Source organism: Mycobacterium sp. BMJ-28 (assembly GCF_054404835.1).
The window spans coordinates 4,839,068-4,862,888 of record NZ_CM136783.1 but is presented as its reverse complement, the minus strand read 5'-3'; the positions used below and the strand labels follow the sequence as shown (position 1 = coordinate 4,862,888).

Sequence of the window (23,821 nt, the reverse complement as noted above, 5' to 3'; positions counted from 1 at the left end):
ACATGTTTTGTGCCACTAAACATGCCCGCGGTTGAGAGGAAACCCGTGTGAGTCAACCCAGCGAGACCACCGCCCGGACCGTGCGGGCCGTGGTGTTCACCGAGCCCGGGACGCCGGTGCGGACCGTCGACGTCGAACTGGCCCCGCCCGGGCCCGGCGAGGTCGAGGTGGCCATCGCCGGCGCCGGGGTCTGCCATTCCGACCTGCACGTGGTCAAGGGGGAGTGGGACGTTCCGGCCCCAGTCGTGTTGGGCCACGAGGGTTCCGGCGTGGTCACCGCCGTCGGTGCGGGCGTGACCGGGCTCGAGATCGGCGATCACGTGGTGCTGTCCTGGGTGCCGGGCTGCGGTAGCTGCCGCCAGTGCGAGCTGGGACGACCGTGGCAGTGCGAGGTCGCCGCGACCGTCGTCGCGGCGGGTGGCGTGTTGTTCGACGGCACCAGCCGGTGGACCCGCGACGGCGCCACCGTGCATCACTACCTCGGCGTGTCCTCGTTCGCGGAGCGGGTGGTGGTGCCGGCCTCCGGCGCGGTGCGGATCCGCAAGGACGCGCCGTTGGACGTGGTCGCGCTGGTCGGCTGCGCGGTGGCCACGGGTGTCGGCGCGGTGCGCAACACCGCGGCGGTCGAACCGGGCGCCACCGTGGCGGTGATCGGCTGCGGCGGCGTCGGGCTGTCCTGTATCCAGGGCGCGCGGCTGGCCAAGGCGGCCCGGATCGTCGCCGTCGACATCGACGCCGACAAGCTCGAGCTGGCCCGCCGCCTCGGCGCCACCGATGTCATCGACTCCTCGGCCACCGATGCCGTCGCCGCGCTCAAAGCCCTTGTGCCAGAAGGGCTGGACTACATCTTCGACGCCATCGGCAAGATCGTCACCACCGAACAGGCCATCGCGGCGCTGGGGCTCGGCGGGGCCGCCGTCATCGTCGGCCTGCCGCCGACCGGGTCCACCGCCCGCTTCGACCCGCTCACGCTGGCCGAAGCCAACCAGCGCATCCTGGGCTCCAACTACGGATCGGTCGACCCGCAGCGCGATATCCCGGCACTGGTCGACGAATACATGAACGGTGACCTGGACCTGGACTCCCTGGTGTCCGGCCGGCGCCCGCTGGACGCGGCGCAGGACGCACTCGACGACCTCGCCGGCGGCGGGGCCCTGCGCACCCTGCTGGTGCCGTCGCTGGGAGACCGGTCATGAGCGAACAGACCCTGGCGGGCGACGGACTGGCCCGGCGCAGTGTGAGCACCTTCGAGGTCGGTGCCCAGAGCGTCGCCAACGTGGCGCCCAGCGCGGTCATCGCGTTCGCACCTGCCGCCATGGCCGCCTCCGCGGGCAACGGCGCCTGGTTGTCGTTCGCGATCGCGCTGGCCGGCGTCCTGGCCATCGGGTACTGCGTCTGCGTGTTCGCCCGCAGGCGTGCGGGTGCCACGTCGCTGTACGCCTTCTCCCGGTTGGCGCTGGGCCCCGGCGGCGCCTTCGTCACCGGCTGGGCCCTGCTCATCGGCGCGGTCTGCATCGCGGCCGGTTCACTGGCCGGTGCCGGCTATTACCTCAGCCGCGTCTTCGAGCGGGCCGGCCTGCACACCTTCGAGGGCGCGGCCGGTCAGGTGGTCCTGGACGTGGTCCTGGTGGTGGTCGCCGCCTGGCTGACCATCGTCGGGGTGCGGCTGGCCGCCCGGGTGTCGTCGTCGCTGGAGGTGCTCTCGATCGCGCTGATCGTGCTCGTGCTGATCGCGGTGTTCATCAAGCACGGTGAACTGTTCGATCTCGACCAGATCACCCTCAAGGGTGCCGACGCCAACGGCATCGCGTTCGCGGTGGTGCTCGCGGTGCTCGGCTTCGTCGGCTTCGAAGGGGCGGCCTCGCTGGGTGCCGAAGCGGCCGAACCGTATCGCGCGATCCCGCGTGCGGTGATGGGCAGCGCGGTGCTGGCCGGTGTGCTCTACATCTTCGCCACCTACGCGCAGGTCGCCGGCTCCGGTGGTCCGGAGGCACTGGCCGGCAGCGCCGATCCGATGGAGGATCTGGCCAACGGCAGCGGACTGGCCTTCCTCGGACCGTTCCTGGACATCGGCTTCGCCGCCTCGTTCCTGGCGGTGGTGATGGCCTGCATCACCGTCGCGGCCCGGTTGCTGTTCGGGATGGGCAAGGAGGGCGTGCTGCCGGCCTGGCTGGCCCGCACCCACCCGCGGCACCGCACACCGTCGTCGGGGATCTGGACGGTCACGCCGATCGTCGCGGTGACCACCGGCCTCGTCGTCGGCGCAGGCACCGCGCCGCTGCTGGCCACCACCTACATCGACACCGTGGGTACCTTCGGCTACATGCTCAGTTACGCGCTGATCTGCATCGGTGCGCCGCTGTTCATCCGCAGGCTCGGGGCAGCCAAGTTGGCGCTCACCGTGATGTGCGGATTCCTTGGTGCCCTGGTGATGGCATATGTGTTCTACCGCAACATCATTCCGGTGCCGGCGGCCCCGATGAACCTGCTGCCGTATGTCTTCGTCGCGGTTCTCGTCGTGGGTATCGCCGGATTCGCGGCGCTGAAATTCCGTGATCCGGTGGCGGTGGAGCGCGCGGGCACGTATGCAGAAGACATCGCATCCGGCGATCAGACAGAGGAGTAGATCTTCATGGTGCAGTACGCAGTCGTCGATCCGGCGTCAGGTGAGGTGCTTCGCGAGTACCCCACCGCGACCGACGCGCAGATCGAACAGGCGCTGTCCGCGGCGGCAGGGGCCTACCGCAACTGGTCGAAGAAGTCGACCCTGGAGCAGCGGGTCTCGCTGATCCGCAAGGTGGCAGCCCTGCACACCGAGCGCCGCGACGAACTCGCCGCGATCATCGTGCGCGAGATGGGCAAGCCACTGGACCAGGCCACCGGTGAGGTCGAGTTCAGTGCCGCCATCTACGAGTTCTACGCCGACCACGCCGAGAAGTTCCTCGCCGACGAACCCATCGAACTGCTCGACGGCGACGGTTCGGCGCTGATCCGGCGCGGACCGGTCGGGGTGTTGCTGGGCATCATGCCGTGGAACTACCCGTACTACCAGGTGGCGCGGTTCGCCGGGCCCAACCTGACCCTGGGCAACACCATCCTGCTCAAGCACGCACCGCAGTGCCCGGAGTCGGCCGCCGCGATCCAACAGATCTTCGATGACGCCGGCTATCCGGACGGCGCGTACGTCAACATCTACGCCACCAACGAGCAGGTCGCCGACATCATCGCCGACCCACGCGTGCAAGGGGTTTCGCTCACCGGGTCCGAGCGTGCGGGTGCGGCGGTCGCCGAGATCGCCGGCCGCAACCTGAAGAAGGTGGTGCTGGAACTGGGTGGGTCCGACCCGTTCATCGTGCTGTCCTCCGGTGACCTGGACGCCACGGTCGAGGCCGCGGTGGCGGGCCGGTTCGAGAACACCGGGCAGGCGTGCAATGCCGCCAAGCGGTTCATCGTCGCCGAGCAGGTGTACGACGACTTCCTGGCCAAGTTCACCGACAAGGTGCTGGAGCAGGCCGACGGGCTGGCGCCGTTGTCGTCGGAAGCGGCGGCGCAGCGCCTCGGCGAACAGGTCGACCGCGCGGTCGCCGCCGGTGCGTCGCTGGCCTCCCAAGGCGAGCGCCGTGGCGCGTACTTCCCGCCCGGGGTATTGACCGGCGTGCCAACCGATTTCCGTGAGGAACTGTTCGGTCCCGTCGCGATCGTCTACAAGGCCGGCTCCGAGGACGAGGCGGTGGAGCTGGCCAATGACACCCCGTTCGGGCTGGGCTCGTATGTGTTCACCACCGACGACGAGCAGGCCGCCCGGGTGGCCGATCAGCTGGACGCGGGCATGGTGTTCGTCAACCTCGTCGGCGCCGACGGGGTCGAACTGCCGTTCGGCGGCGTCAAGCGCTCCGGGTTCGGGCGCGAGCTGGGCCGGTACGGCATCGACGAATTCGTGAACAAGAAGCTGATCCGCAAGGGTTAGTCCGCCCGACGAACGTGAGCTCGGGTGCGAGATCCGGCTGGAATCCCGCACCCGAGCTCACATCGGGTTGCAGAGCGAAAACTAGCGCGCGAACATCAGGGCGCGTTTGACCTCTTGGATCGCCTGGGTCACCTGGATGCCCCGCGGGCAGGCGTCGGTGCAGTTGAAGGTGGTGCGGCAACGCCACACCCCGTCCACGTCGTTGAGGATGTCCAGCCGTTCGGCGGCACCCTCGTCCCGGCTGTCGAAGATGAACCGGTGCGCGTTGACGATCGCGGCCGGACCGAAGTAGGAGCCTTCGTTCCAGAACACCGGGCAGCTGGTGGTGCAGCACGCACACAGGATGCACTTGGTGGTGTCGTCGTAGCGGGCGCGGTCGGTCTGGCTCTGGATCCGTTCGCGCGTCGGCTGATTGCCCGTCGTCATCAGGAACGGCTTGACGGCGCGGAACGCGTCGAAGAACGGCTCCATGTCCACCACGAGGTCCTTCTCCACCGGCAGACCGCGGATCGGCTCGATGGTGATGGTCAGCGCTTTGGAAGCCTTCTTCGGCAGCAGATCGCGCATCAGCACCTTGCACGCCAACCGGTTCACCCCGTTGATGCGCATGGCATCGGACCCGCACACGCCGTGGGCGCAGGAGCGCCGGAAGGTCAATGTGCCGTCCAGGTACCACTTCACGTAGTGCAGCAGGTTGAGCAGTCGGTCGCTGGGCAGGCACGGGACCCGGAAACTCTGGAAGCCCGCGGCGTCCGGGTTCTCCGGGTTGAACCGGGCGATCTTCAGCGTCACCATCACCGCGCCGTCGGGCACGGGGGGCAGCTCGGTCTTATCGAGGACAGGTGCACTCATCTGATCAGTACTTCCGTTCCATCGGCTCGTACCGGGTCTGGACCACGGGCTTGTAGTCCAGCCGGATATCGGACAGCAGGTCGGTGCCCTCTTTGTAGGCCATGGTGTGGCGCATGTAGTTGGTGTCGTCGCGGTTGGGGTAATCCTCGCGGGCGTGCCCGCCGCGGGATTCCTTGCGGTTCAGCGCGCCGACGACGGTCACCTCGGCGAGCTCCAGCAGGAAGCCCAGCTCGATGGCCTCCAGCAGATCGCTGTTGTAACGCTTGCCCTTGTCCTGCACCGTGATTCGCGCGTAGCGCTCCTTGAGGGCGTGAATGTCGGTGAGCGCCTGCTTGAGCGTCTCCTCGGTGCGGAACACCGCGGCGTTGTTGTCCATCGACTGCTGCAACGCCGTGCGGATATCGGCGACGCGCTCGTTGCCGTGCTCGGAGAGGATGTCGCCGACCCAGCCGACCACCATGTCGGCCGGGTTCTCCGGCAGTTCGACGTGGTTGTGGTTGAGTGCGTAGTCGGCGGCGGCGATCCCGGCGCGACGGCCGAAGACGTTGATGTCCAGCAGCGAGTTGGTGCCCAGCCGGTTGGAGCCGTGCACCGACACGCACGCGCACTCACCGGCCGCGTACAGCCCGGGAACAACGGTGTTGTTGTCCCGCAGCACCTGGCCGTTGACGTTGGTCGGGATACCGCCCATCACGTAGTGGCAGGTCGGGTACACCGGCACCAGTTCGGTGACCGGGTCCACACCGAGGTAGGTGCGGGCGAACTCGGTGATGTCGGGCAGCTTGGCTTCCAGCACGTCGGCGCCGAGGTGGCGCACGTCGATGTAGACGTAGTCCTTGTTCGGTCCGGCGCCGCGGCCTTCGAGCACCTCGAGCACCATCGAGCGGGCCACGATGTCACGCGGGGCGAGGTCGACGATGGTGGGCGCGTAGCGCTCCATGAAGCGCTCGCCCTCGCCGTTGAGCAACCGACCACCCTCACCGCGCACGGCCTCGGAGATCAGGATGCCCAGACCGGCCAGACCTGTCGGGTGGAACTGGTGGAACTCCATGTCCTCCAAGGGAAGTCCCTTGCGGAAGATGATGCCCAGCCCGTCGCCGGTCAAGGTGTGGGCGTTGGAGGTGGTCTTGTACATCCGGCCCGACCCGCCGGTGGCGAAGACGATCGCCTTGGCGTGGAACACGTGAATGTCGCCCGTCGCCAACTCGTATGCGATGACGCCGGTGGCGACCGGGCCGCCGGGGGTCTGGGTGAGCGAGATGTCCAGGGCGTAGAACTCGTTGAAGAATTCGACGTCGTGCTTGACGCAGTTTTGGTACAGCGTCTGCAGGATCATGTGCCCGGTGCGGTCGGCGGCGTAGCAGGCCCGGCGGACCGGCGCCTTACCGTGATCGCGGGTGTGCCCGCCGAACCGGCGCTGGTCGATACGGCCTTCGGGGGTGCGGTTGAACGGCATCCCCATGTTCTCCAGGTCGTAGACCGCGTCGATGGCTTCCTTGCACATGATCTCGACGGCGTCCTGGTCGGCGAGGTAGTCGCCGCCCTTGACGGTGTCGAAGGTATGCCACTCCCAGTTGTCGTCTTCGACGTTGGCCAGCGCGGCGCACATGCCGCCCTGGGCGGCGCCGGTGTGGCTGCGGGTGGGGTAGAGCTTGGTCAGCACGGCGGTGCGGGCGCGGGGGCCGGCTTCGACGGCAGCGCGCATCCCGGCGCCGCCTGCGCCGACGATGACGACGTCGTAGCGGTGTTCAACAATCATTTTTCGCAGCTCCCGATCAAGAGATGTTCGCGTCGAACGTCAGCAGCACGTAGGTGCCCAGCACCAGCGTGAACAGGATCGACAGTGCGAGCAGGGTGTTCAGCCAGAATTTCGTGGAATCCTTGCGGGCGTAGTCGGCGATGATGGTGCGCATCCCGTTACCGCCGTGCAGCTGAGCGAGCCACAGCAGCAGTAGATCCCAGGTCTGCCAGAACGGTGAGGCCCAGCGCTGTGCGACGTAGTTGAAGTCGATCCGGTACACGCCGTTCTGCCACATCAACATGATGAAGAGGTGGCCGAGTGCGAGGAAGACCAGCACGATGCCGGAGAACCGCATGAACAGCCAGGCGTACTTCTCGAAATTGGGCATCCCGCCCGGACGCCGCGGGGACCGCGGGTTGTCCAGGCCGGCGGGCCGGTCGTAGCTGCGCTGCATGACCGGGGCCGGTCCGCCGCGCTCGCTGACGTGGTCGTAGGGGTTCTCGCTGCTCGGGCTCATAGGAAACGCTCCGCCATGTGCATGCCGAGGACGCCCAGCGAGGGAATCATCACGGCCAACCAGATTCCGGCGATGGCCCACAGCATCAGGCGCTGGTAGCGCGGGCCCTTCTGCCAGAAGTCGATGAGGATGACGCGGATGCCGTTCAGTGCGTGGTACAGCACCGCCGCGACCAACCCGACCTCCATGAGGCCGACGATCGGCGTCTTGTAGGTCTCGATCACCTCGTTGTAAGCCTGCGGGCTCACCCGCACCAGCGCGGTGTCGAGCACGTGGACGAACAAGAAGAAGAAAATCGTGGCACCCGTGATGCGGTGCAGTACCCAGGACCACATGCCTGGGTCGCCGCGATACAGGGTGCGGCGACGTACCGGTTTGGAACGCGGTGCCGGTGTTTCGGAATCCGCAGCCGTCTGGGTCATATTCGCGGTCTCATCTCGATATCTCCAACGCCATCGGTGGACGTTCGGGGACAAGGCTGTAATTCGTCCCCAAACCTCGGGGCGACTCTAAACCCAAATGGAGCCCACTTAGAACTAGCGTGGAGCCCAAAGAGGCCGTTCTACCACAAAGTTAGGGTTACCTACCTTGGTTGCCGCCTCCGGGAGTGGAGTCTTCGGAATGCATTCAGACAATGTCCAGCGGAGCGTGTGTAGAGTATGAAAATTGACTGGAAATTATTGCGGGACAACGCAATCGAGGCCTCCAAGGCCGCGTATGCGCCCTATTCGGGCTTCCCGGTCGGGGCTGCCGCTCTGGTCGATGACGGCAGAGTCATCCGCGGATGCAATGTGGAGAATGTCTCATATGGCCTAGGTCTCTGTGCCGAGTGCGCTGTGGTCTGCGTCCTGTTCTCCGGCGGCGCCGGACGGCTGGTCGCGCTCAGTTGTGTGGCCGCCGACGGGGCCCCGCTGATGCCGTGCGGACGGTGTCGCCAGGTGCTCTTCGAGCACGGTGGACCCGAGCTGCTGATCGACCATCCCGACGGCCCGCGCCGGCTCGCCGAACTGCTGCCCGATGCCTTCGGACCTGCTGATTTGGAGCGTCATGCCTGACGAACTTGATCGTGGGTCGCATCTGGATGCGCAACATCACGGGTCGCATCTGGATGCACATCATCATGGGTCGCATCTCGATGCTCCGTCGGTGATCCGGACCAAACGCGACGGTGGCGTGCTCACCGACGCCGCCATCGACTGGGTGATCGACGCCTACACCCACGGCCGCGTCGCCGACGCGCAGATGTCGGCCCTGCTGATGGCGATCTTCCTGCGCGGCATGACACCCGGGGAGATCACCCGCTGGACCGCCGCCATGGTGGCGTCCGGGGAGCGCTTCGATTTCACCGATCTGGGCCTGCCGCTGGTGGACAAACACTCCACCGGCGGTGTCGGGGACAAGATCACCATCCCACTGGTACCGGTGGTACTGGCTTGCGGCGCAGCGGTTCCGCAGGCCGCCGGCCGCGGGCTCGGCCACACCGGCGGCACCCTGGACAAACTGGAGTCCATCGCCGGATTCACCCCGGAGCTCTCCAAAGCCCAGATCCGCCAACAGCTTTGCGAGGTGGGCGCGGCCATCTTCGCCGCCGGCGACCTCGCCCCGGCCGACCGTTTGATCTACGCCCTGCGTGACGTCACCGCCACCACCGAATCCCTGCCCTTGATCGCCAGTTCGGTGATGAGCAAGAAGCTGGCCGAAGGGGCGCGGTCGCTGGTACTCGACGTGAAGGCCGGCCGCGGCGCGTTCCTCAAGACCGAAGCCGAATCGCGCGAGCTGGCCGCGACGATGGTCGCGTTGGGCAACTCCTACGGCGTACCGACCCGGGCACTGCTCACCGATATGAACCGCCCGCTGGGCTACACGGTCGGCAACTCGGTGGAGGTCGCCGAATCGCTGGAGGTGCTGGCCGGTGGCGGTCCGGCCGACGTGGTGGAGTTGACCCTCGCGCTGGCGGCCGAGATGCTCGCCGCTGCCGGCGTCGACGGTGTGGACCCGGCGCAGACGCTGCGGGACGGCACGGCGATGGACCGGTTCCGCCGGCTGATCGCCGCCCAGGGCGGCGATCTGACCCAGCCGCTGCCGATCGGGGCGCACACCGAGACCGTCACCGCGAGCGCGGGCGGGGTGATGGGCGATATCGACGCGATGGCGGTGGCGATGGCCGCGTGGCGGCTCGGCGCCGGCCGCACCGCGCCCGGGCACCCCGTGCAATTCGGTGCCGGAGTGCGCATCCATCGCCGCCCCGGTGAGCCCGTCGCACCGGGCGAGACGCTGTTCACGCTCTACACCGACACCCCCGAACGGCTGCCCGCCGCGCGGGGTGAACTCGACGGCGGATGGACCGTCGGCGCCACCGCCCCGGATATCGGCCCGCTGATCATCGACCGCATCGGATAGGCGAACAGCACGTGTCGGCGCGTGGATAACCGTGCTCATGCCGCCACCGGCGAGCAAAATGGACAGATGAGTACGCCGCTTACCCTCGAACTGATCAAACAGGCACCCAAGGCGCTGCTGCACGACCATCTCGACGGCGGGCTGCGGCCGGCCACCGTGCTCGAGTTGGCCGGTCAGTTCGGTTACGACGATCTGCCGGCCGACGACGTCGACGAACTGGCGACGTTCTTCCGGACCGCGGCGCACAGCGGCTCACTGGTGCGCTACCTGGAGCCGTTCGCCCACACCGTCGGCGTCATGCAGACACCCGAGGCGTTGCACCGGGTGGCCTACGAGGCCGTCGAGGATCTCGCCGAGGACAACGTCGTGTACGCCGAGGTCCGGTTCGCCCCGGAACTGCACATCGACGGCGGGCTGTCGCTGGACGCCGTCGTCGAGGCGGTGCTGGACGGGTTCGCCGACGGGGAGAAGGCCGCCGCCAGCGCCGGGCGCACCATCGTGGTGCGCTGTCTGGTCACCGCGATGCGGCACGCCGCGCGGTCCCGCGAGATCGCCGAGCTCGCCATCCGGTTCCGTGACCGCGGGGTGGTCGGCTTCGACATCGCCGGGGCGGAGGCCGGATACCCGCCCAGTAGGCACCTGGACGCGTTCGAGTACATGCGAAGCAACAACGCACGCTTCACCATTCATGCCGGCGAGGCCTTCGGGCTGCCGTCCATCCACGAGGCCATCGCGTTCTGCGGGGCCGACCGGCTGGGCCACGGGGTGCGCATCGTCGACGACATCACCGTGGGCGCGGACGGCAAGGCGCAGCTCGGCCGCCAGGCCGCGATCCTGCGCGACAAGCGAATTCCGCTGGAACTGTGCCCCAGCTCGAATGTGCAGACCGGAGCGGTGGCCAGTATCGCCGAGCATCCGTTCGATCTGCTGGCGCGGGCCCGGTTCCGGGTCACCGTGAACACCGACAACCGGCTGATGAGCGACACCACCATGAGCCAGGAGATGCTGCGGCTGGTCGAGGCCTTCGGCTACGGCTGGAGTGATCTGGAGCGCTTCACCATCAACGCGATGAAGTCGTCGTTCCTGCCGTTCGACGAGCGGCTGGCACTGATCGACGGAGTGATCAAGCCGCGGTACGCGGTGCTGATCGGCTGAGCTGGCGTCCGTCAGCGCCGGCGGCTGGCCGTGACGATCCAGGAACGTGAGTCGAAGAACACCCCGGCGTCGGTGGCGTGCGCGTCGATGGTGGCGCGTAGCCGGGTGCGCGCGTGCTCGGCCGCCTCGTCGTCGAGGTCGGCAATCAGGTCTTTGAACCTCAGCAGGTGGTAGACGGCATCGAAGGCGGTGGCGCTGTCCGGGCCGTAGTAGACCGGCTGGTGCACGTCGGTGAAGGTGACCTCGGCGAAGCCGGCCGTCCGCAGGATGGCTTCGGTGGCGGTCGGTTCGGCCAGCGAGAACGCGTCCGGACCGCCGGGTGCCGGTGCCGCGCCGCCGAGGGTCCGACGGATCGCGGTGGCCCACTCATTGCGTTCGCGGCCCTGCCAGACCAGCAGTACCAGCCGGCCCGACGGCCGCAGCGCGGTCCCGATGTTGGTGAACGCGGCGACCGGGTCGGCGAAGAACATTGTCCCGAACCGGCTGATGCAGAGGTCGAAATGCGTTGGGGGAAAAGGGAAGGTCTGGGCATCCCCCTCGGCGAAGGTGATGTTGGTCAGGCCCTGTTCGGCGCTGCGCTCACGGGCCCGTTCGAGCATCGGTGCGGACGTATCGATGCCCAGCGCGCTTCCGGTGACCGCGGCGCGGGCGGCCTGACGGGTGGATTGCCCTGTGCCGCAGCCGATATCGAGCACGCAGTGATGTGACCTCACCCCGGCGGCGGCGCGGAACAGTTGGTTGTGCAGGCGCAGTTCCGCGTCGTAGTCGAAGTCGGACATCGCAGTCACCGCTTCCTCTCGGCACCGACTTCGGCGGGACGCGCGCGGCGCGTGCCGTGCTCCCGGGTGTGCTCGAGCAGGGCCGGGACGAAGACGTCCCACAGCGGCCTGGGCAGGTCGTGTCCGGCGCCCTCCAGAATAAGCAGCGTCGCACCGGGAACGGCGTCGCGCAGCGCGTACCCGTGTGGCAGCGGGCAGACCGGGTCCCGGTCACCGTGCACCACCAGTGTCGGTGCCGCGATGGCGCCGAAATCGCGCGACGACCCGTCGAAGCTCATCGCGTAGTGATTGCCGAGGGTGGCCGCGATATCGCGGGTGCGCGCCACGTCCCGCTCGACCAGTGCGCGGGCGGCGTCCTCGTCGAAATACGGTGAGCCGCCCGAGCACACCTGCGCCGATGCGACGACGAAGTCCACGACCGCACCGGAGTCGGTGGGATCCGGGTCGGCGGGAAATGCGGCGGACGACGGCGGGAGGCCGTCTCCGCCGGTGGAGGTGGAGACGAAGGTCAGTGACGCCACCCGGTCGGGATGGTCCACCCCGACGATGAGGCCGATGCCGCCGGACATGGACCGGCAGACGATGTGTGCCCGGTCGATGTGCAGGGCGTCGAGAACGCCGACGGCGTCCCCGGCCAAGTCGGTGAACGTGTAGCCCGGACGCCCCGGTGGGTAGCTGGTGGAGCGGCCGGTGTCCCGGTTGTCGTAGCGGATCACGAACCGGTCGGCGCGCGCGAGCCGTTCGCACAGTTCGGTTTCCCACCACAGCATCGAGGCGGTCGCGCCGTCGATGAGCAGGATCGCCGGGTGCGCCGGGTCGCCGAAGGTCTGCACGCACAGCTCGACGCCGTCGATGGCGTGGAATTGCTCGCCGTGGGATGGCTGATCGGTCACGGGGGAGACGCTAGGCGCCAACACACATCGTGAAAAGCGATAGTTTTCGATCTAGTCGATCGGTATGTGCAATGTTATCGTGCCGTGTGCCCGACGTGGACTTGCGGCTGCTCGCCACGATGGCCGCCGTGGCCGACGAGGGTTCGTTCGGCAGGGCGGCCACGCGGCTCGGATACACCCAGTCGACGGTGAGCCAACAGATCGCAGCGTTGGAGAGAGCCGTCGGTGGTGCCGTGTTCGACCGGCCGGGCGGGCCGAAACCCGTGCGGATCACGGCGCTGGGCGTGCTCGTGCTGGCACACGGGCGCGAATTGCTGGAGAAGGCCCGGTCGATGGCCGCGGCGATCGACCGGTTCAAGGCCGGCGAAGGCAGGGTCGACATCGGCACTTTCCAGAGCGTGTCCAACGTCATCCTGCCGCCGGTCATCCGAATGCTGCGGGACGAGCATCCCGGTTGTGACATCAGGCTTTTCGAGGAGGAGACCGACCAGCCGCAAGTCCACGAACTGGACCTGATGTTCTTCGACGGCCGGATCGACGGCGAAGTCGAACACCGCAAACTGCTCGATGACCCATACCTGCTGGTGACCCGCGCCGGCACGTTCCCCGACGGTCCGGTGCGCACGGCCCGACTCGACGGCGCCCCCCTGGTGGCCCACCCGCCGATCTGTGACCAGGCCCGGATGGAACGCGAGCTCACCCGGCGGGGCGTCCGTCCGCACATCGTGTGCCGCACCGCGGGCAACGAAACCGTGCTGTCGATGGTGCGCGCCGGCATGGGCTCGGCAATCCTGCCGCACCTGGCCATCCACAGTGCCGACCTCGGGTCCGACGCGGCACTGCGCGTCCATGAGCTCCTACCCGCGCTCCCGCCGCGCGAGATCTTCCTGCTGTGGCAATCGCATCGCACCCACTCACCGCTGGTGGCGCGGGCCATCGAGATCGCCGCCCAGGTCGCGGCCGCACTGGTCGGCTAGACGGTCAGCGCCGAGCGCAGCGCATCGGCGAATTCTCCTGGCAGGCCGATGAATCCGGTGTGGTCACCGGGGAACATGATCGGCTGGCGGTCCAGCAGCGCCGACAGTGCACGGGTGGTGGCATCGGTGATCAGGTGGCCAGACTCGACCCCCAGTCCGACGACGATCCGCGCGCCGCCGGCGGTCAGCGCCGCGATGTCGGGCAGATAACCGGTGGTGTCCCGCAGTTCATGGTCGAAGAAGCGCCCGGCGTCGGCCAGTTGTTTGGCCCGCTCGTCCGGTGTGGGTTCGGGCCCGGGAGGTGGGCCGGCATCCGGATCATCCAGGTCGAAACCCGCGTGGGCCATGAACGCCATCCACGCCGCCTCGACACCGTCACGGTGGAACGTCGCGATGATCTCTTCGGTCGCAGCGCGGTGCCGGTCGGCGTCGGGCAACAACTCCAGCAGCGGAGGTTCGTGGGCCACCAGGGTGCGCACCCGGTTCGGGTGCGCCGCGGCCAGAGCCAGCCCCGTGACGGCGCCGCCGCTGGAACCGAAGACGTCGGCGGACTCGGCGCCCACCGCGTCGAGCAGGGCGACCACGTCGTCGGCGCGCAGCGCCGGCGTCGCGTCTTGATCGGGATCCTCGATCGAGCTGTGGCCCAGGCCCCGCGGGTCGTAGGTGAGCACGGTGTGGTCCCCGGCCATGGCATGGGCCAACGGCAGGAAATCCGCTGCGGCCATGGGAGAACCGAGCACGAGCAGCAGTGGTCCGCGGCCGCGCACCTCGTAGTGCAGGCGGGCGCCCGGGACATCGAGCGAGCGGGAGACGAGTTCGTCAGTGGTGGGCATGCCGGTATGGACCGGATGCCGAGACGAAACTCATCGCGTCACTCCTGGCGCAGTCGCGATTCGACGAAGCTCTCCAGCTCTTCCCACTGCTCGACGGCCTTGGCGTACGGCCCCGAGGGCTTGGCCACGCTACCCGGCTCAAGCAGGTAGGAGACCAGCGCGCCCAACGGCTCCTTGCTGTCCAGCCGCTTGGTGACGATGGTCTCCTCGGCGTAATCGCCGACGTCCCTGAGGAATTCGACGGCCAGGTCCAGCTGGTCGCGGTCGACGGCGTCGGGCCCGTCGGCGATATCGTCGGCCAGCCCGGACAGCACGTAGATGTTGTCGTCGGTGACATCCACCCGGAGCGAGCCGTCGGTGGCCGCCGTCCGGATGATCTCGTAGGCGCTGTAGCTGGACAGGTCGCTCTCGTGCTCGTCGGCCAGGTAACGGGCCAGCGCGCGTTCGGAGCTGAACACGCTGATCCGTCCGTTGCGGCCGAGGAACTTCGGATCGTCGCCGACATAGCAGCGCAGGGTGTACAGGGTGCCGGAGCTGGTCATGATGCGGACCGGATCGATGCCGACCTGGGTCCAGAAGTCCTCGTCGCTGCCGAGGACCTGCCGCTGCGCCTCGGTCTCCAGCGCGGCGCTCTCCTCGTCGGTGTCCACCTCGCCCTCGATGACGACGTCGTCGTCATCGTCGTCTCCGACCAGATCTTCGTCGAGTTCGGGAGCCGGCTCGTCGAGCTGCTTCTGGGCCTTGGCCGATTCGGTCTCGCTGACCGTCGGGGTGGAGACGAGTTCATCGATGACGTCGATGACCGATTCCCAGGAGCGTCCGATGACGGTCTCGATCTCGGCCCAGCGCTTGCGGCCGGCGCGGCCGGCGAAGGCGTCGAGCCCGCCGCCGATGGTGCCGAGCACCGGGTTGCCGTTGAACAGCTTGGTGATGGTGGGCAGATCGCACACCGAGCCGATGGCCGAGACGATCGCCAGCGCCCGGTGCACGGCCTCGACGGAATCCTCGGAGGGCTTCTCGGCCACCAGCGCGGGAACCTCGATGAGGTCGTAGAGGTGGTTCTCGTCCGGGTCGAGCCGGTGCGCGTTGGCCTCGGTGAGTTTCTCCCACGCCGGGTGGTCGGTGAGGTCGTTGTCGGAGTTGGTGCGCACGAATGCGGCCAGATCGGCGACCGATTCGAAGGCGAACAGGTCCTCGTCCTTGCCGAGGAATGCCTCCCATTCATCGCCGGCATCACGCCAGCGCGGTGCCCAGAGGGTGTACAGGTCGCCATTGGTCAGTCCGAGCCGGACCGGCACGATGTCAGCCGCCATGGCGCACAGCGTAACGATGCAGGCTGAGCGGGTCGGTGCCCCACCCGCAACTTCACCCCGTGGGCCGCCAGAACCCCTGGAATCCCTGCCCGGCATTGGTGGTGCGGATGGGGGAGAGCTGGACCGGGTCACCCGCCTCGATCATCTGATTCGCGGACACGATCATCGCGACGTGACCGTCCCATACCGCCAGGTCGCCGGGGCGCAGCGCGGCAGCGTCGACGGCCGCGCCGATGTCCTGTTCCTGGGCCAGCCGCGGTAGGTCCAGGCCGGCTTCGCGATACGCCCACTGCGTCAGTCCGCTGCAGTCCAGCCCGACACCGGGGGTGGTGCCACCCCAGTGGTACGGCACGCCCAGCTGGGTCAGGGCATGCCGCACCGCGCTGGCGGCGACCGGGTTGGGTGCGGTCGCCGTGCTGCCGTCGGGCAGCCGGACGGCCACCCCGGACCCGAAGTCGGCCGGACTGCCGACGGCTGCGCCGCGGTGCCGGGCCGCCGGTGCGGCGGCGGACAGGGCGCCGGCCAGCGCCGTCCCCAGCCCGGCGCCCGCCGGTGCGAACCCGCCGCCGGACGGCAGCCCGCCGGAGCCGCCGACAGGGGAGGCGCCGAAGCCGCCCGGTGGCGGCGCGCCGGACAAGCCGGCCGGGGAAACCGAGGGCCGCGGCGCATCGCCGATCACCGCGGCCTGGGTGTCCAGCTCGGTGCGCAGGCCGTCGACCACACCGGTGGCCCGTTCCAGCGCGTGCCGTGCCTCGCCGGACAGTTCTGCCGCGACGCCGGGGCTGTCCAGATGCGGTTCCAGCGCTGCCGCGCGGGCTTCGAACTCGGCGATGATGTCGCGCAGTAGGGCGCGCGCCCGCGCGACGGCGTCGGCGGTCGCGCTCACCCCGTCCGACAGCGCCCCGACCCGGTCGGCCAGGGCGTACACGGCGGTGGCGACCTGATCGGTGGATTGCGCCGCGGCGGTGCCGGCCCGACCGGACCAGTCGGCGCCGTCCCAGACCCGCGAGGTACTGCCGGCCAGGGCGATCAGCTGATCCCGGATCTCGCTGAGCATCGTCGAGGGATGCTCCGTCGCGGACCAGCCGGGCCCGACCAGTGCCGCCAGCGCGTGCAGCGGCGCGGCGAGCTCGGTGACGAGCGTGCTGGGCACGTCAGCCGCCGATGGCGGAGATCGATTGCCCGACATGGTGTTCGGTGTCCCGGTAGGACACCGCGCTGCGGCCGGCCGCACCCCCGGCGAGGGACAGCTGCGCGCCGAGGTCGGTCACCGTTGCCGCGGTGTCGGCCACCGCGGCGCGCAGCGCGGTGATCAAGGCCTCCGCGATCGGGCCGAACAGGGCGGGGGCCGAGTCGACGACGACGGGCAACGCGCCGGCCAGCGCGCTCAACTCGGCGGCGGAGCCGGTCAGGAGGGTGCCGGCGTGTTCGATTGCTGCGGTGTCGGCGTGCATGTCGGTTATGACGCACGCCGGACGGGTGCGGTTCCACTAATCTTCTGGCCCATGGATGTGCGGGTCGTCGATCACCCCCTGGCCGCTGCGCGGCTGACCACGTTGCGCGATGAGCGCACCGACAATGCCGGGTTCCGGTCGGCCCTGCGTGACCTCACGCTGATGCTGGTGTACGAGGCGACCAGGGATGCCGAGGCCGAGCAGATCCGGGTGCGTACCCCGCTGGCCGAGACGGCCGGGTCGCGGCTGGCCAACCCGCCGCTGCTGGTGCCGGTGCTGCGCGCCGGATTGGGCATGGTGGACCAGGCGCATGCGCTGATCCCGGAGGCTCAGGTCGGGTTCGTCGGCATGGCGCGTAACGAGGAGACCCACCAACCGGTGCCGTACTTGGCCTCGTTGCCGGCGGACTTGAGCACCCGGTCGGTGTTCGTGCTGGATCCGATGCTGGCCACCGGCGGTTCGATGGCGCACACGCTGGCCCTGCTGCAAGAGCGCGGTGCGGTCGATATCACCGCGATCTGCGTGGTGTGCGCGCCCGAAGGGATCGCCGCGCTGCAGCGGGCCGCCCCCGACATCCGGTTGGTGACCGCGACCGTGGACGAGGGCCTCAACGACATCGCCTATATCGTGCCCGGACTGGGCGACGCCGGGGATCGGCAGTTCGGCCCCCGTTGACCGGGCGGTGAAAATCGGTCCCGAAAAAACTGTGGGATTCCGTCCGGCTGGTTGCTCCTAGTCGTTGAACGTGGCACACGGGCCGCGCACAACCACGGGAGACACCATGACCATCACCACCAACTCGACCCACTGGCGCCGGCTGGCCGCGACCGTCCTCGGTGCGGGAGCCATTGCGATCGGCGGAGTGGGTCTGCTCGCGCCGATCGCGAACGCTCAGCCGAACACCACACCCAAATCCGAGGGCCAGACCGAATGCAGTGACCCCGAGGCCGGCGGCGACTACTCCAGCGGAACGGATGCGGCCGGCAACACCATCGAGAAGTGCTGCTACGAGGGCCTCAGCGGGGTCACGCACTGCGATGTGTGGGTCAACGGCAAGTGGGACAAGGACAAGTCGTTCCTGGAGACTCCCACCGGGTCGCCCGTCACGCCGGGGGCACCGCCGATTGCCGGCTCGCCGCAACTGTCGCCCGACGCCGCGAACCCGCCGAAGAAGAACACCGTGCCGCACCGGTCGCCGGTGCTGGTCACCACTGCTGTGCGGCAGTGACCAAAGCTCTGACCAACGCGTGGGCGCGGCTTCTGGCCGCGCCCACGTCGGCGGCCGGGGCGCTGTGAACCTCGATATAGGACTTGAGTTTGGGCTCGGTGCCCGACGGGCGCACCACCACCCGCACACCCTCGCCGGTGAACACCAGCGCGTCGGTACGCTGCTGGCCGCGCCGCTGGGCCAGGTCCTCGACGGTCACCGGGATATCGGCAAGGGCGGCAGGGGGATCGGCGCGCAACGCCGCCATCGCCGCGTCGGCATCGTCGACCCGGCGGGTCACCGCGGCAGTCTGGTGCACACCATGGCGGCGGGCCAGATCGTCGAGTGCGTCGAGCACGGTGCGGCCCCGGGCACGCAGGCCGGCCACCAGATCGCACACCAGCACCGCGGCGCTGATGCCGTCCTTGTCACGTACCGCCTCGGGGTCCACGCAGTGCCCGATCGCCTCCTCGTAGGCGTAGATCAGGGTGGCGCCAGGCGAGCTGGCGCGTGCCAGCCATTTGAAACCGGTCAGCGTCTCGGCGTGCCGCGCGCCGTGTGCGGCCGCGATGCCGGCCAGCATCCGGGACGAGACCACGGTGCTGGCCACCAATGCGGTAGCCGGGTCGGTCAACCCGGACAGCAGGTAATCACCCAACAGCCAACCGGTTTCGTCACCGGTGAGCATCCGCCAACCGGATTCGGCGGGCACCCCGACCGCGCACCGGTCAGCATCGGGATCCAGTGCGATGGCCACGTCGGCGTCGATGTCGGCGGCCAACCCCAGCAGTAGGTCGGTGGCGCCTGGTTCCTCCGGGTTGGGGAACGCGACGGTAGGGAAGTCGGGGTCGGGGGCGAACTGCGCACCGACCACATGTACATCGTCGAATCCGGCCAAAGCCAAGGCATCCAGGGCGAATTCACCGCCCACGCCGTGCATCGGCGTCAGGGCCACTCTTGCCGGGCCGGATCCGCGCCGCACCGAGGCGGCACGTTCCAGGTAGGCGCCGAAGAGGCCGGCGCCGGACGGTTCCACCGGCTGACGGGCGATCTGGTGGGCGGCAGGGGCGCGCGATATCGCGGCTTCGATCTCCCGGTCGGCCGGTGCGATGATCTGCAGCCCACCATCGAGATACACCTTGTAGCCGTTGTCGGAAGCAGGGTTGTGTGACGCGGTGATCTGCACGCCGGCCGCTGCACCCAATTGCCGCACCGCGAATGCGACCACCGGGGTGGGGGCCGGTGCTGGCAGCAGGACGACTGAGAAACCTTGGGCGGCAAGGACTTCAGCGGTTGCCACGGCGAACTCCGCGGAGTGGTGCCTGGCGTCGCGGCCGACCACCACCGTCGACCCGGCGAGGCAGCGGTCGGTGAGGATCTGGCCCAGCGCCCACGTCGCGCGACTGACGGTCCCGACATTCATGGCGTCGGGGCCCTCCCGCATCGGGCCGCGCAGGCCGGCCGTGCCGAAGGTCAGCGTGTCACCAGTCATGCGCTGATTGTGCCTGCCCCCCGCGCATCGGCGTCGGCGAGCTTGCGCAGCACCGGAGCCACCAGCATGAGCAGATCGAATTCCAGCTCGGTGAGGGTGTCGCGCATGGTGGCGTGCAGCCATGCGTCGCGCTCGGCGCGGTCGGCGTCCAGCAGTGCGAGCCCGTCGGCGGTGAGCTCGATGAGCTGACGCCTGCGGTCGGTGTCGTCGGGGCGGCGTACCGCCAACCCGCGGCCCACCAGGTCGTTGATGCCGTCGGTCAGCGACTGCACGCGGACGTGTAACCGGGCGCCGAGTTCGGCGGGGGTGGTCGACCCGGCCCGGCTGACCTCGCCGAGCAGTTCCAGTTGGCTCAGGGTCAGGCCGTGGTCGGGCCGGTGCCGGCGCATCTGCCGGGCGACCGCCATCATCGATTCCCGCAGCTGGGTGGCCTTCGACCTGTCGGCGCTGTCGTATGAGCTCATATGACAAGTCTAACCTTGGTAGTTGATCTATATCACCCAGGTTGAAAGTCAATAAATACAAGTTCATACTTGCTATAGATGAAGAGATTCGCGAAGTGGGTGTTGTTGCTGACGGCCAGCGTGGCCGTCACGGTCCCGCTCACCTTGGCCGGGGTGCCGTCGGCGGCCCTGTTCGCCGCGCTGTTGGTCGGCATCATGTTGGCGCTGGGCTCGCTGGCGCCGGCGGGCATCCCGCGTCGTGCCGGGGTGGCCGCCCAGGGCGTGCTCGGCGTCTATATCGGCACCATGGTCTCGCACGACGCCGTCGGCGCCCTCGGGCCGCACTGGTTACCCGTGCTCGGCGTCGCGGCGGGCACCCTGTTGCTGTCGGTGATCGCCGGTGCGCTGCTCGGCTTGCACCGCGATGTCACCCCGCTGACCGGCTCGCTGGCCCTGGTCGCCGGTGGCGCATCGGGTCTGGTGGCCATCGCCCGCGAACTCGGTGGTGACGACCGGGTCGTCTCGGTGGTGCAGTACCTGCGGGTGGCGTTGGTCACCGCGTCGATGCCGGTGGTGGTGACGCTGGTCTACCACGCCGACAAGACCCGGGCCGCGGTCGGACCGGCAGGCGAAACCCACACCACACCTTGGTATTCCAGCCTGGGACTGCTCGTCGTGCTGGTGGTCGTTGGTGCCGCCGCAGGCAAGCTCGTCCGGTTGCCCGGCGCCGGCCTGCTCGGCCCGCTGGCGCTGACGGTGGCCCTGCAACTGAGCGGTCTGCCGGTCGGGCTGACCGTCCCCGCCGCGCTGGTGCAGGCGGGTTACCTGGTGATCGGCTGGCAGGCCGGTCTGGCGTTCACCCGCGACTCGCTGCGCGCGGTCGCTCGCATTCTGCCCTGGGCGCTGGCGCTGATCGTGGTGCTCGGCGTCGCCACGGCGGGCCTCGGTGTCGTCTTGGCCCACTTCGCCGGCCTCACCCCGTTGGAGGGGTATCTGGCCACCAGCCCGGGTGGGGTGTACGCCGTGTTGGCCACCGCCGTCGAGACCGGCTCCAACGTCACGTTCATCATCGCCGCCCAAGTGGTGCGCATTCTGCTGATGCTCTTCGCCGCACCGCTGCTGGCGCGCACGCTGGCCCGGCTCACCGAACGCAGGCGCCCGGCTCCGGAGGTTGCCGCCGTCGAGGGCTGAGGCGCTGGGTTCTCATCGCCGGTCCAGGCCGGACAGCCGCATCGCCAAACCGCGGCGCACCACCGGGAGCTTGCCCGCCAGCCGCATCGCGATATTGCGGATCCGCCTGCGCCGCGGCGAGGCGGTGGCCAATTCGGTGAGCCGGCCGGCCAGGGCGACAACGTTTTCGGCGGTGCGGTGGCGGTCGGTGGCGTAGTCGTCGAGCAGTGTCTGCGGCTGGCCCGCGAGCACCCGGGACAGGCGCTCGCCGAGCGTGACGGCGTCCTCGATGCCCAGATTCATGCCCTGGCCACCGGCGGGTGAGTGCACGTGGGCGGCGTCGCCGGCCAGCAGCAGGTGACCGGCGCGGAACGTCTGTGCGATGCGGTGGTGCACCCGGAACCGCGAGCCCCACACCACCTCGTCGACCACGGCGGGCCGGGCCGCCGGACCGCGCTCGTCCAAGAGTTGTTGCACGAAAGCGACATCCGGATGCGCCGGTGCCTCGTCCACCGTCGCCACGATCCGGTACATGCCGTCGGGCAGCGGCGCGACGACCACCAGGCCGGCGGGGGAGAAGTACAGGATCACCTCGTCGTCGGGCACCCCGCCCGACAGCCGCACGTCGGCCAGGGCGAACGATTCGGCGTACGTGCTGCCGGTGAACGCGATACCGGCCTGTTCACGCACGGTGCTGTGCATCCCGTCGGCACCCACCACATAGCGCGCCCGCACCCGCCGCCCGTCGGCGAACACCACCTCGGCCCCGTCGCCGTGTTGGTGGATGCCGGTGACGGTGGCAGGCCGGATGACCTTGCCGCCGAGCTGTTCCAGACGCGCCAGCAGGTACGCCTCGGTGTCGGCCTGCGAGATCATCAACGTGTACGGGTACCTGGTGTCCAGCCCGTGAAACGGCACCGCGATGAGCAGGTCGTCGCGGTCCCGGATGGCGAATGTCGGGGTGTGTACGCCGCGGCGCACCAGCTGCTCGGTGACGCCGTAGGGCTCCAGGAGTTCCAGGGTGTGCGGGTGCACGACCGCCGCGCGGGAGGTGTTGGCGCCTTCGGCCTGGTTGTCGACCACGGTCACCCGGTGGCCATGTTGGGTCAGCACGATCGCAGTGGTCAGGCCGACCGGCCCGGCGCCGACGACGAGCACTTCGGTGCTGGAAATCTGCATGACGACTCCTTTGCCAACGTTTGTAGGCCAACGCCTGTTGACAACACGCTAAAGCGCGCGGGTGCCGTTGTCAACGACTGTTGGCCTACACTCGTTGACATGAGGCGTCCGGCAAGTGAGACCAAGGCGGTGATCCTCGCCGCGGCGCGGGAACGGTTCGCCGCCGACGGGTACGAGAAGGCCACCATCCGGGCCATCGCCGCGGATGCGGGCATCGACCCGGCGATGGTGATGCGCTACTTCGGCACCAAGGAGGCGCTGTTCGGTGCGGCCGCCGAATTCGACCTGGAGCTGCCCGATCTCACCGACGTGCCGGTGCGCCGGTTGGGCGCCACGCTGGCCGACCACTTCATCGAGCGCTGGGAGCGGGACGAGGCGTTACTCATTCTGCTGCGCGTGGGTGTCACGAATGAGTCTGTGGCAGAACGCATGCGGATGATCTTCGCGGCCCAGCTGGGCCCCGTGGTCGCCAAGGCGACCGGTGATGCGCCCGACACCGCGGTGCGGGCCGGACTGGCCGCCTCGCAGGTGCTCGGGATGGCATTGTGCCGCTACGTGTTGGCCTTCCCGCCGCTGGCCGCCCTGACGCGGCAGGAGGTCGTCGACTGGCTCGGACCCACGCTGCAGCGGTACCTGGCCGGCGCTAAAGCCGTTCGATGACGGCGGCCAGCAGTGCGCCCATCCGGGTCGCCGAGCGGCGCCCGGCCTCCAGCACCTCGGCGTGCGACAGCGGCTGACCGGTCATGCCCGCCGCCAGATTCGTCACCAGCGAGACACCCAGCACCTCGGCGCCGGCCGCCCGGGCCGCAATCGTCTCGTGCACCGTGGACATCCCCACCAGGTCGGCACCGAGGGTGCGCAGCATCCGGATTTCGGCCGGGGTCTCGTAATGCGGACCGGGCAGGCCCGCGTACACCCCGTCGGCCAGCGTCGGATCGATCTCGCGGGCGATGGCGCGCAGCCGCGGCGCATAGGCGTCCACCAGATCGACGAACTGAGCACCCACCAGCGGTGAGCGCGCGGTCAGGTTCAGGTGATCGCTGATCAGTACCGGCTCACCGACCCGGTACTCGCCGCGCAGTCCGCCCGCGGCGTTGGTGAGCACCACGGTGCGCGCCCCGGCGGCACAGGCCGTGCGCACCGGATGCACGACATGCTGCAGGTCGTGACCCTCGTAGGCGTGGATCCGGCCGACCAGCACGAGGACCCGGTTGGTCCCGATCCGCACCGACAGCACCCGGCCGCCGTGTCCGGCCGCGGTCGGCGGTGTGAAACCGGGCAGCTCGGCCATCGCGACGGTCGCGGTCGGCGTGCCGAATTCGTCGACGGCCGGCGCCCAGCCGGACCCCAGCACGACGGCGACATCGTGGGCGTCGACACCGGTGCGTTCCCGGATGGCGCGGGCGGCCAGGTCGGCCAGCGGCTGTGGATCGGTCACGGGTGAGATAC

Annotated in this window: 25 protein-coding genes; 11 read left to right on the top strand and 14 right to left on the bottom strand. The window is 69.0% G+C overall.

The genetic code is table 11. The features are described 5' to 3' along the window. Positions 1-47: 47 nt before the first annotated feature. Genes ACXPWS_RS24140 through ACXPWS_RS24130 form a run of 3 tightly spaced genes read left to right on the top strand, consistent with a single transcriptional unit; the run spans position 48 to position 3,967 of the window. Positions 48-1,196, top strand: a complete 1,149-nt coding sequence (locus tag ACXPWS_RS24140; protein ID WP_458709075.1) for a Zn-dependent alcohol dehydrogenase — start codon at positions 48-50, stop codon at positions 1,194-1,196. Then, positions 1,193-2,626, top strand: coding sequence for an APC family permease (locus ACXPWS_RS24135; protein WP_458709074.1), 1,434 nt, complete (start codon positions 1,193-1,195; stop codon positions 2,624-2,626). Before ACXPWS_RS24140 ends, ACXPWS_RS24135 begins: the two co-directional genes overlap by 4 nt. Before the next feature lie 6 nt (positions 2,627-2,632). After that, on the top strand, positions 2,633-3,967 hold the full coding sequence (locus ACXPWS_RS24130) for an NAD-dependent succinate-semialdehyde dehydrogenase (protein ID WP_458709073.1): 1,335 nt from the start codon (positions 2,633-2,635) through the stop codon (positions 3,965-3,967). Between the two features lie 81 nt (positions 3,968-4,048). On the opposite strand, the gene ACXPWS_RS24125 is transcribed toward ACXPWS_RS24130, so the two are convergent. From ACXPWS_RS24125 to sdhC, 4 genes are read right to left on the bottom strand one after another with little or no spacing between them, the layout of a single operon-like run. After that, positions 4,049-4,819, bottom strand: a complete 771-nt coding sequence (locus ACXPWS_RS24125) for a succinate dehydrogenase iron-sulfur subunit (RefSeq protein WP_458709072.1) — start codon at positions 4,817-4,819, stop codon at positions 4,049-4,051. A gap of 4 nt (positions 4,820-4,823) precedes the next feature. Beyond that, the gene (sdhA, locus tag ACXPWS_RS24120; RefSeq protein WP_458709071.1) at positions 4,824-6,578 is read right to left on the bottom strand and encodes a succinate dehydrogenase flavoprotein subunit; all 1,755 of its coding nucleotides are present in this window, start codon (positions 6,576-6,578) and stop codon (positions 4,824-4,826) included. Positions 6,579-6,594: 16 nt separating this feature from the next. Further along, entirely contained in the window at positions 6,595-7,077 is a 483-nt protein-coding gene (locus ACXPWS_RS24115; RefSeq protein ID WP_458709070.1) for a succinate dehydrogenase hydrophobic membrane anchor subunit, read from the bottom strand. Next, positions 7,074-7,499, bottom strand: a complete 426-nt coding sequence (sdhC, locus tag ACXPWS_RS24110) for a succinate dehydrogenase, cytochrome b556 subunit (protein WP_458709069.1) — start codon at positions 7,497-7,499, stop codon at positions 7,074-7,076. Before sdhC ends, ACXPWS_RS24115 begins: the two co-directional genes overlap by 4 nt. A 237-nt stretch (positions 7,500-7,736) precedes the next feature. On the opposite strand from sdhC, the gene ACXPWS_RS24105 reads away from it, so the two are divergent. From ACXPWS_RS24105 to ACXPWS_RS24095, 3 genes are all read left to right on the top strand, one after another. Beyond that, the gene (locus ACXPWS_RS24105; RefSeq protein ID WP_458709068.1) at positions 7,737-8,132 is read left to right on the top strand and encodes a cytidine deaminase; all 396 of its coding nucleotides are present in this window, start codon (positions 7,737-7,739) and stop codon (positions 8,130-8,132) included. After that, entirely contained in the window at positions 8,125-9,477 is a 1,353-nt protein-coding gene (locus ACXPWS_RS24100) for a thymidine phosphorylase (RefSeq protein ID WP_458709067.1), read from the top strand. Before ACXPWS_RS24105 ends, ACXPWS_RS24100 begins: the two co-directional genes overlap by 8 nt. A gap of 66 nt (positions 9,478-9,543) precedes the next feature. Beyond that, the gene (locus ACXPWS_RS24095; RefSeq protein ID WP_458709066.1) at positions 9,544-10,632 is read left to right on the top strand and encodes an adenosine deaminase; all 1,089 of its coding nucleotides are present in this window, start codon (positions 9,544-9,546) and stop codon (positions 10,630-10,632) included. Between the two features lie 11 nt (positions 10,633-10,643). On the opposite strand, the gene ACXPWS_RS24090 is transcribed toward ACXPWS_RS24095, so the two are convergent. After that, complete coding sequence (locus tag ACXPWS_RS24090) at positions 10,644-11,411, bottom strand: class I SAM-dependent methyltransferase (RefSeq protein WP_458709065.1); 768 nt, start codon at positions 11,409-11,411, stop codon at positions 10,644-10,646. Positions 11,412-11,416: 5 nt separating this feature from the next. After that, a complete protein-coding gene (locus ACXPWS_RS24085) occupies positions 11,417-12,304 on the bottom strand; it encodes an alpha/beta fold hydrolase (protein ID WP_458709064.1) in 888 nt (295 codons plus the stop codon). Between the two features lie 86 nt (positions 12,305-12,390). Between ACXPWS_RS24085 and ACXPWS_RS24080 the strand changes: the two genes are divergently transcribed. Beyond that, entirely contained in the window at positions 12,391-13,281 is an 891-nt protein-coding gene (locus ACXPWS_RS24080; protein ID WP_458709063.1) for a LysR family transcriptional regulator, read from the top strand. Here the strand turns inward: ACXPWS_RS24080 and ACXPWS_RS24075 are convergent. Genes ACXPWS_RS24075 through ACXPWS_RS24060 form a run of 4 tightly spaced genes read right to left on the bottom strand, consistent with a single transcriptional unit; the run spans position 13,278 to position 16,881 of the window. Continuing rightward, on the bottom strand, positions 13,278-14,114 hold the full coding sequence (locus ACXPWS_RS24075) for an alpha/beta fold hydrolase (RefSeq protein ID WP_458709062.1): 837 nt from the start codon (positions 14,112-14,114) through the stop codon (positions 13,278-13,280). The genes ACXPWS_RS24080 and ACXPWS_RS24075 overlap by 4 nt on opposite strands. A 38-nt stretch (positions 14,115-14,152) precedes the next feature. Continuing rightward, positions 14,153-15,427, bottom strand: coding sequence for a protein export chaperone SatS (gene satS, locus ACXPWS_RS24070; protein ID WP_458709061.1), 1,275 nt, complete (start codon positions 15,425-15,427; stop codon positions 14,153-14,155). A gap of 52 nt (positions 15,428-15,479) precedes the next feature. Beyond that, on the bottom strand, positions 15,480-16,580 hold the full coding sequence (locus ACXPWS_RS24065; protein ID WP_458709060.1) for a C40 family peptidase: 1,101 nt from the start codon (positions 16,578-16,580) through the stop codon (positions 15,480-15,482). Position 16,581: 1 nt separating this feature from the next. Next, positions 16,582-16,881, bottom strand: a complete 300-nt coding sequence (locus tag ACXPWS_RS24060) for a hypothetical protein (RefSeq protein ID WP_458709059.1) — start codon at positions 16,879-16,881, stop codon at positions 16,582-16,584. Positions 16,882-16,932: 51 nt separating this feature from the next. Here ACXPWS_RS24060 and upp point away from each other — a divergent pair, with 51 nt between their 5' ends. Beyond that, positions 16,933-17,556 (top strand): uracil phosphoribosyltransferase, encoded by a 624-nt coding sequence (gene upp / locus ACXPWS_RS24055; protein WP_458709058.1) that lies wholly within the window; start codon positions 16,933-16,935, stop codon positions 17,554-17,556. Between the two features lie 106 nt (positions 17,557-17,662). Further along, entirely contained in the window at positions 17,663-18,109 is a 447-nt protein-coding gene (locus ACXPWS_RS24050; RefSeq protein ID WP_458709057.1) for a hypothetical protein, read from the top strand. Here ACXPWS_RS24050 and ACXPWS_RS24045 read toward each other — a convergent pair. Both ACXPWS_RS24045 and ACXPWS_RS24040 read right to left on the bottom strand, forming a co-directional pair. Further along, a complete protein-coding gene (locus ACXPWS_RS24045) occupies positions 18,087-19,661 on the bottom strand; it encodes a phospho-sugar mutase (RefSeq protein ID WP_458713675.1) in 1,575 nt (524 codons plus the stop codon). The two genes, ACXPWS_RS24050 and ACXPWS_RS24045, sit on opposite strands and share 23 nt — an antisense overlap. Then, positions 19,577-20,044, bottom strand: a complete 468-nt coding sequence (locus ACXPWS_RS24040) for a MarR family winged helix-turn-helix transcriptional regulator (RefSeq protein ID WP_458709056.1) — start codon at positions 20,042-20,044, stop codon at positions 19,577-19,579. The genes ACXPWS_RS24045 and ACXPWS_RS24040 overlap by 85 nt, the downstream gene beginning before the upstream one ends. Before the next feature lie 78 nt (positions 20,045-20,122). Between ACXPWS_RS24040 and ACXPWS_RS24035 the strand changes: the two genes are divergently transcribed. Continuing rightward, entirely contained in the window at positions 20,123-21,214 is a 1,092-nt protein-coding gene (locus tag ACXPWS_RS24035; protein WP_458709055.1) for an AbrB family transcriptional regulator, read from the top strand. Positions 21,215-21,226: 12 nt separating this feature from the next. Here ACXPWS_RS24035 and ACXPWS_RS24030 read toward each other — a convergent pair whose 3' ends face one another. Next, on the bottom strand, positions 21,227-22,372 hold the full coding sequence (locus ACXPWS_RS24030) for an FAD-dependent oxidoreductase (RefSeq protein WP_458709054.1): 1,146 nt from the start codon (positions 22,370-22,372) through the stop codon (positions 21,227-21,229). Between the two features lie 99 nt (positions 22,373-22,471). Between ACXPWS_RS24030 and ACXPWS_RS24025 the strand changes: the two genes are divergently transcribed. After that, a complete protein-coding gene (locus ACXPWS_RS24025) occupies positions 22,472-23,032 on the top strand; it encodes a TetR/AcrR family transcriptional regulator (protein WP_458709053.1) in 561 nt (186 codons plus the stop codon). Here ACXPWS_RS24025 and ACXPWS_RS24020 read toward each other — a convergent pair. Next, a complete protein-coding gene (locus tag ACXPWS_RS24020) occupies positions 23,016-23,819 on the bottom strand; it encodes a purine-nucleoside phosphorylase (protein ID WP_458713674.1) in 804 nt (267 codons plus the stop codon). The two genes, ACXPWS_RS24025 and ACXPWS_RS24020, sit on opposite strands and share 17 nt — an antisense overlap. Between the last annotated feature and the right edge of the window lie 2 nt (positions 23,820-23,821).

Bases quoted from the DNA above. Each gene is read 5' to 3' on its own strand.
- sdhC (WP_458709069.1), bottom strand. From the start codon at position 7,499: ATGACCCAGACGGCTGCGGATTCCGAAACACCGGCACCGCGTTCCAAA.
- ACXPWS_RS24040 (WP_458709056.1), bottom strand. From the start codon at position 20,044: ATGAGCTCATACGACAGCGCCGACAGGTCGAAGGCCACCCAGCTGCGG.
- satS (WP_458709061.1), bottom strand. From the start codon at position 15,427: ATGGCGGCTGACATCGTGCCGGTCCGGCTCGGACTGACCAATGGCGAC.
- ACXPWS_RS24105 (WP_458709068.1), top strand. From the start codon at position 7,737: ATGAAAATTGACTGGAAATTATTGCGGGACAACGCAATCGAGGCCTCC.
- sdhA (WP_458709071.1), bottom strand. From the start codon at position 6,578: ATGATTGTTGAACACCGCTACGACGTCGTCATCGTCGGCGCAGGCGGC.
- ACXPWS_RS24050 (WP_458709057.1), top strand. From the start codon at position 17,663: ATGACCATCACCACCAACTCGACCCACTGGCGCCGGCTGGCCGCGACC.
- upp (WP_458709058.1), top strand. From the start codon at position 16,933: ATGGATGTGCGGGTCGTCGATCACCCCCTGGCCGCTGCGCGGCTGACC.
- ACXPWS_RS24125 (WP_458709072.1), bottom strand. From the start codon at position 4,819: ATGAGTGCACCTGTCCTCGATAAGACCGAGCTGCCCCCCGTGCCCGAC.
- ACXPWS_RS24095 (WP_458709066.1), top strand. From the start codon at position 9,544: ATGAGTACGCCGCTTACCCTCGAACTGATCAAACAGGCACCCAAGGCG.
- ACXPWS_RS24035 (WP_458709055.1), top strand. From the start codon at position 20,123: ATGAAGAGATTCGCGAAGTGGGTGTTGTTGCTGACGGCCAGCGTGGCC.
- ACXPWS_RS24060 (WP_458709059.1), bottom strand. From the start codon at position 16,881: ATGCACGCCGACACCGCAGCAATCGAACACGCCGGCACCCTCCTGACC.
- ACXPWS_RS24090 (WP_458709065.1), bottom strand. From the start codon at position 11,411: ATGTCCGACTTCGACTACGACGCGGAACTGCGCCTGCACAACCAACTG.
- ACXPWS_RS24115 (WP_458709070.1), bottom strand. From the start codon at position 7,077: ATGAGCCCGAGCAGCGAGAACCCCTACGACCACGTCAGCGAGCGCGGC.
- ACXPWS_RS24100 (WP_458709067.1), top strand. From the start codon at position 8,125: ATGCCTGACGAACTTGATCGTGGGTCGCATCTGGATGCGCAACATCAC.
- ACXPWS_RS24030 (WP_458709054.1), bottom strand. From the start codon at position 22,372: ATGCAGATTTCCAGCACCGAAGTGCTCGTCGTCGGCGCCGGGCCGGTC.
- ACXPWS_RS24130 (WP_458709073.1), top strand. From the start codon at position 2,633: ATGGTGCAGTACGCAGTCGTCGATCCGGCGTCAGGTGAGGTGCTTCGC.
- ACXPWS_RS24135 (WP_458709074.1), top strand. From the start codon at position 1,193: ATGAGCGAACAGACCCTGGCGGGCGACGGACTGGCCCGGCGCAGTGTG.
- ACXPWS_RS24075 (WP_458709062.1), bottom strand. From the start codon at position 14,114: ATGCCCACCACTGACGAACTCGTCTCCCGCTCGCTCGATGTCCCGGGC.
- ACXPWS_RS24025 (WP_458709053.1), top strand. From the start codon at position 22,472: ATGAGGCGTCCGGCAAGTGAGACCAAGGCGGTGATCCTCGCCGCGGCG.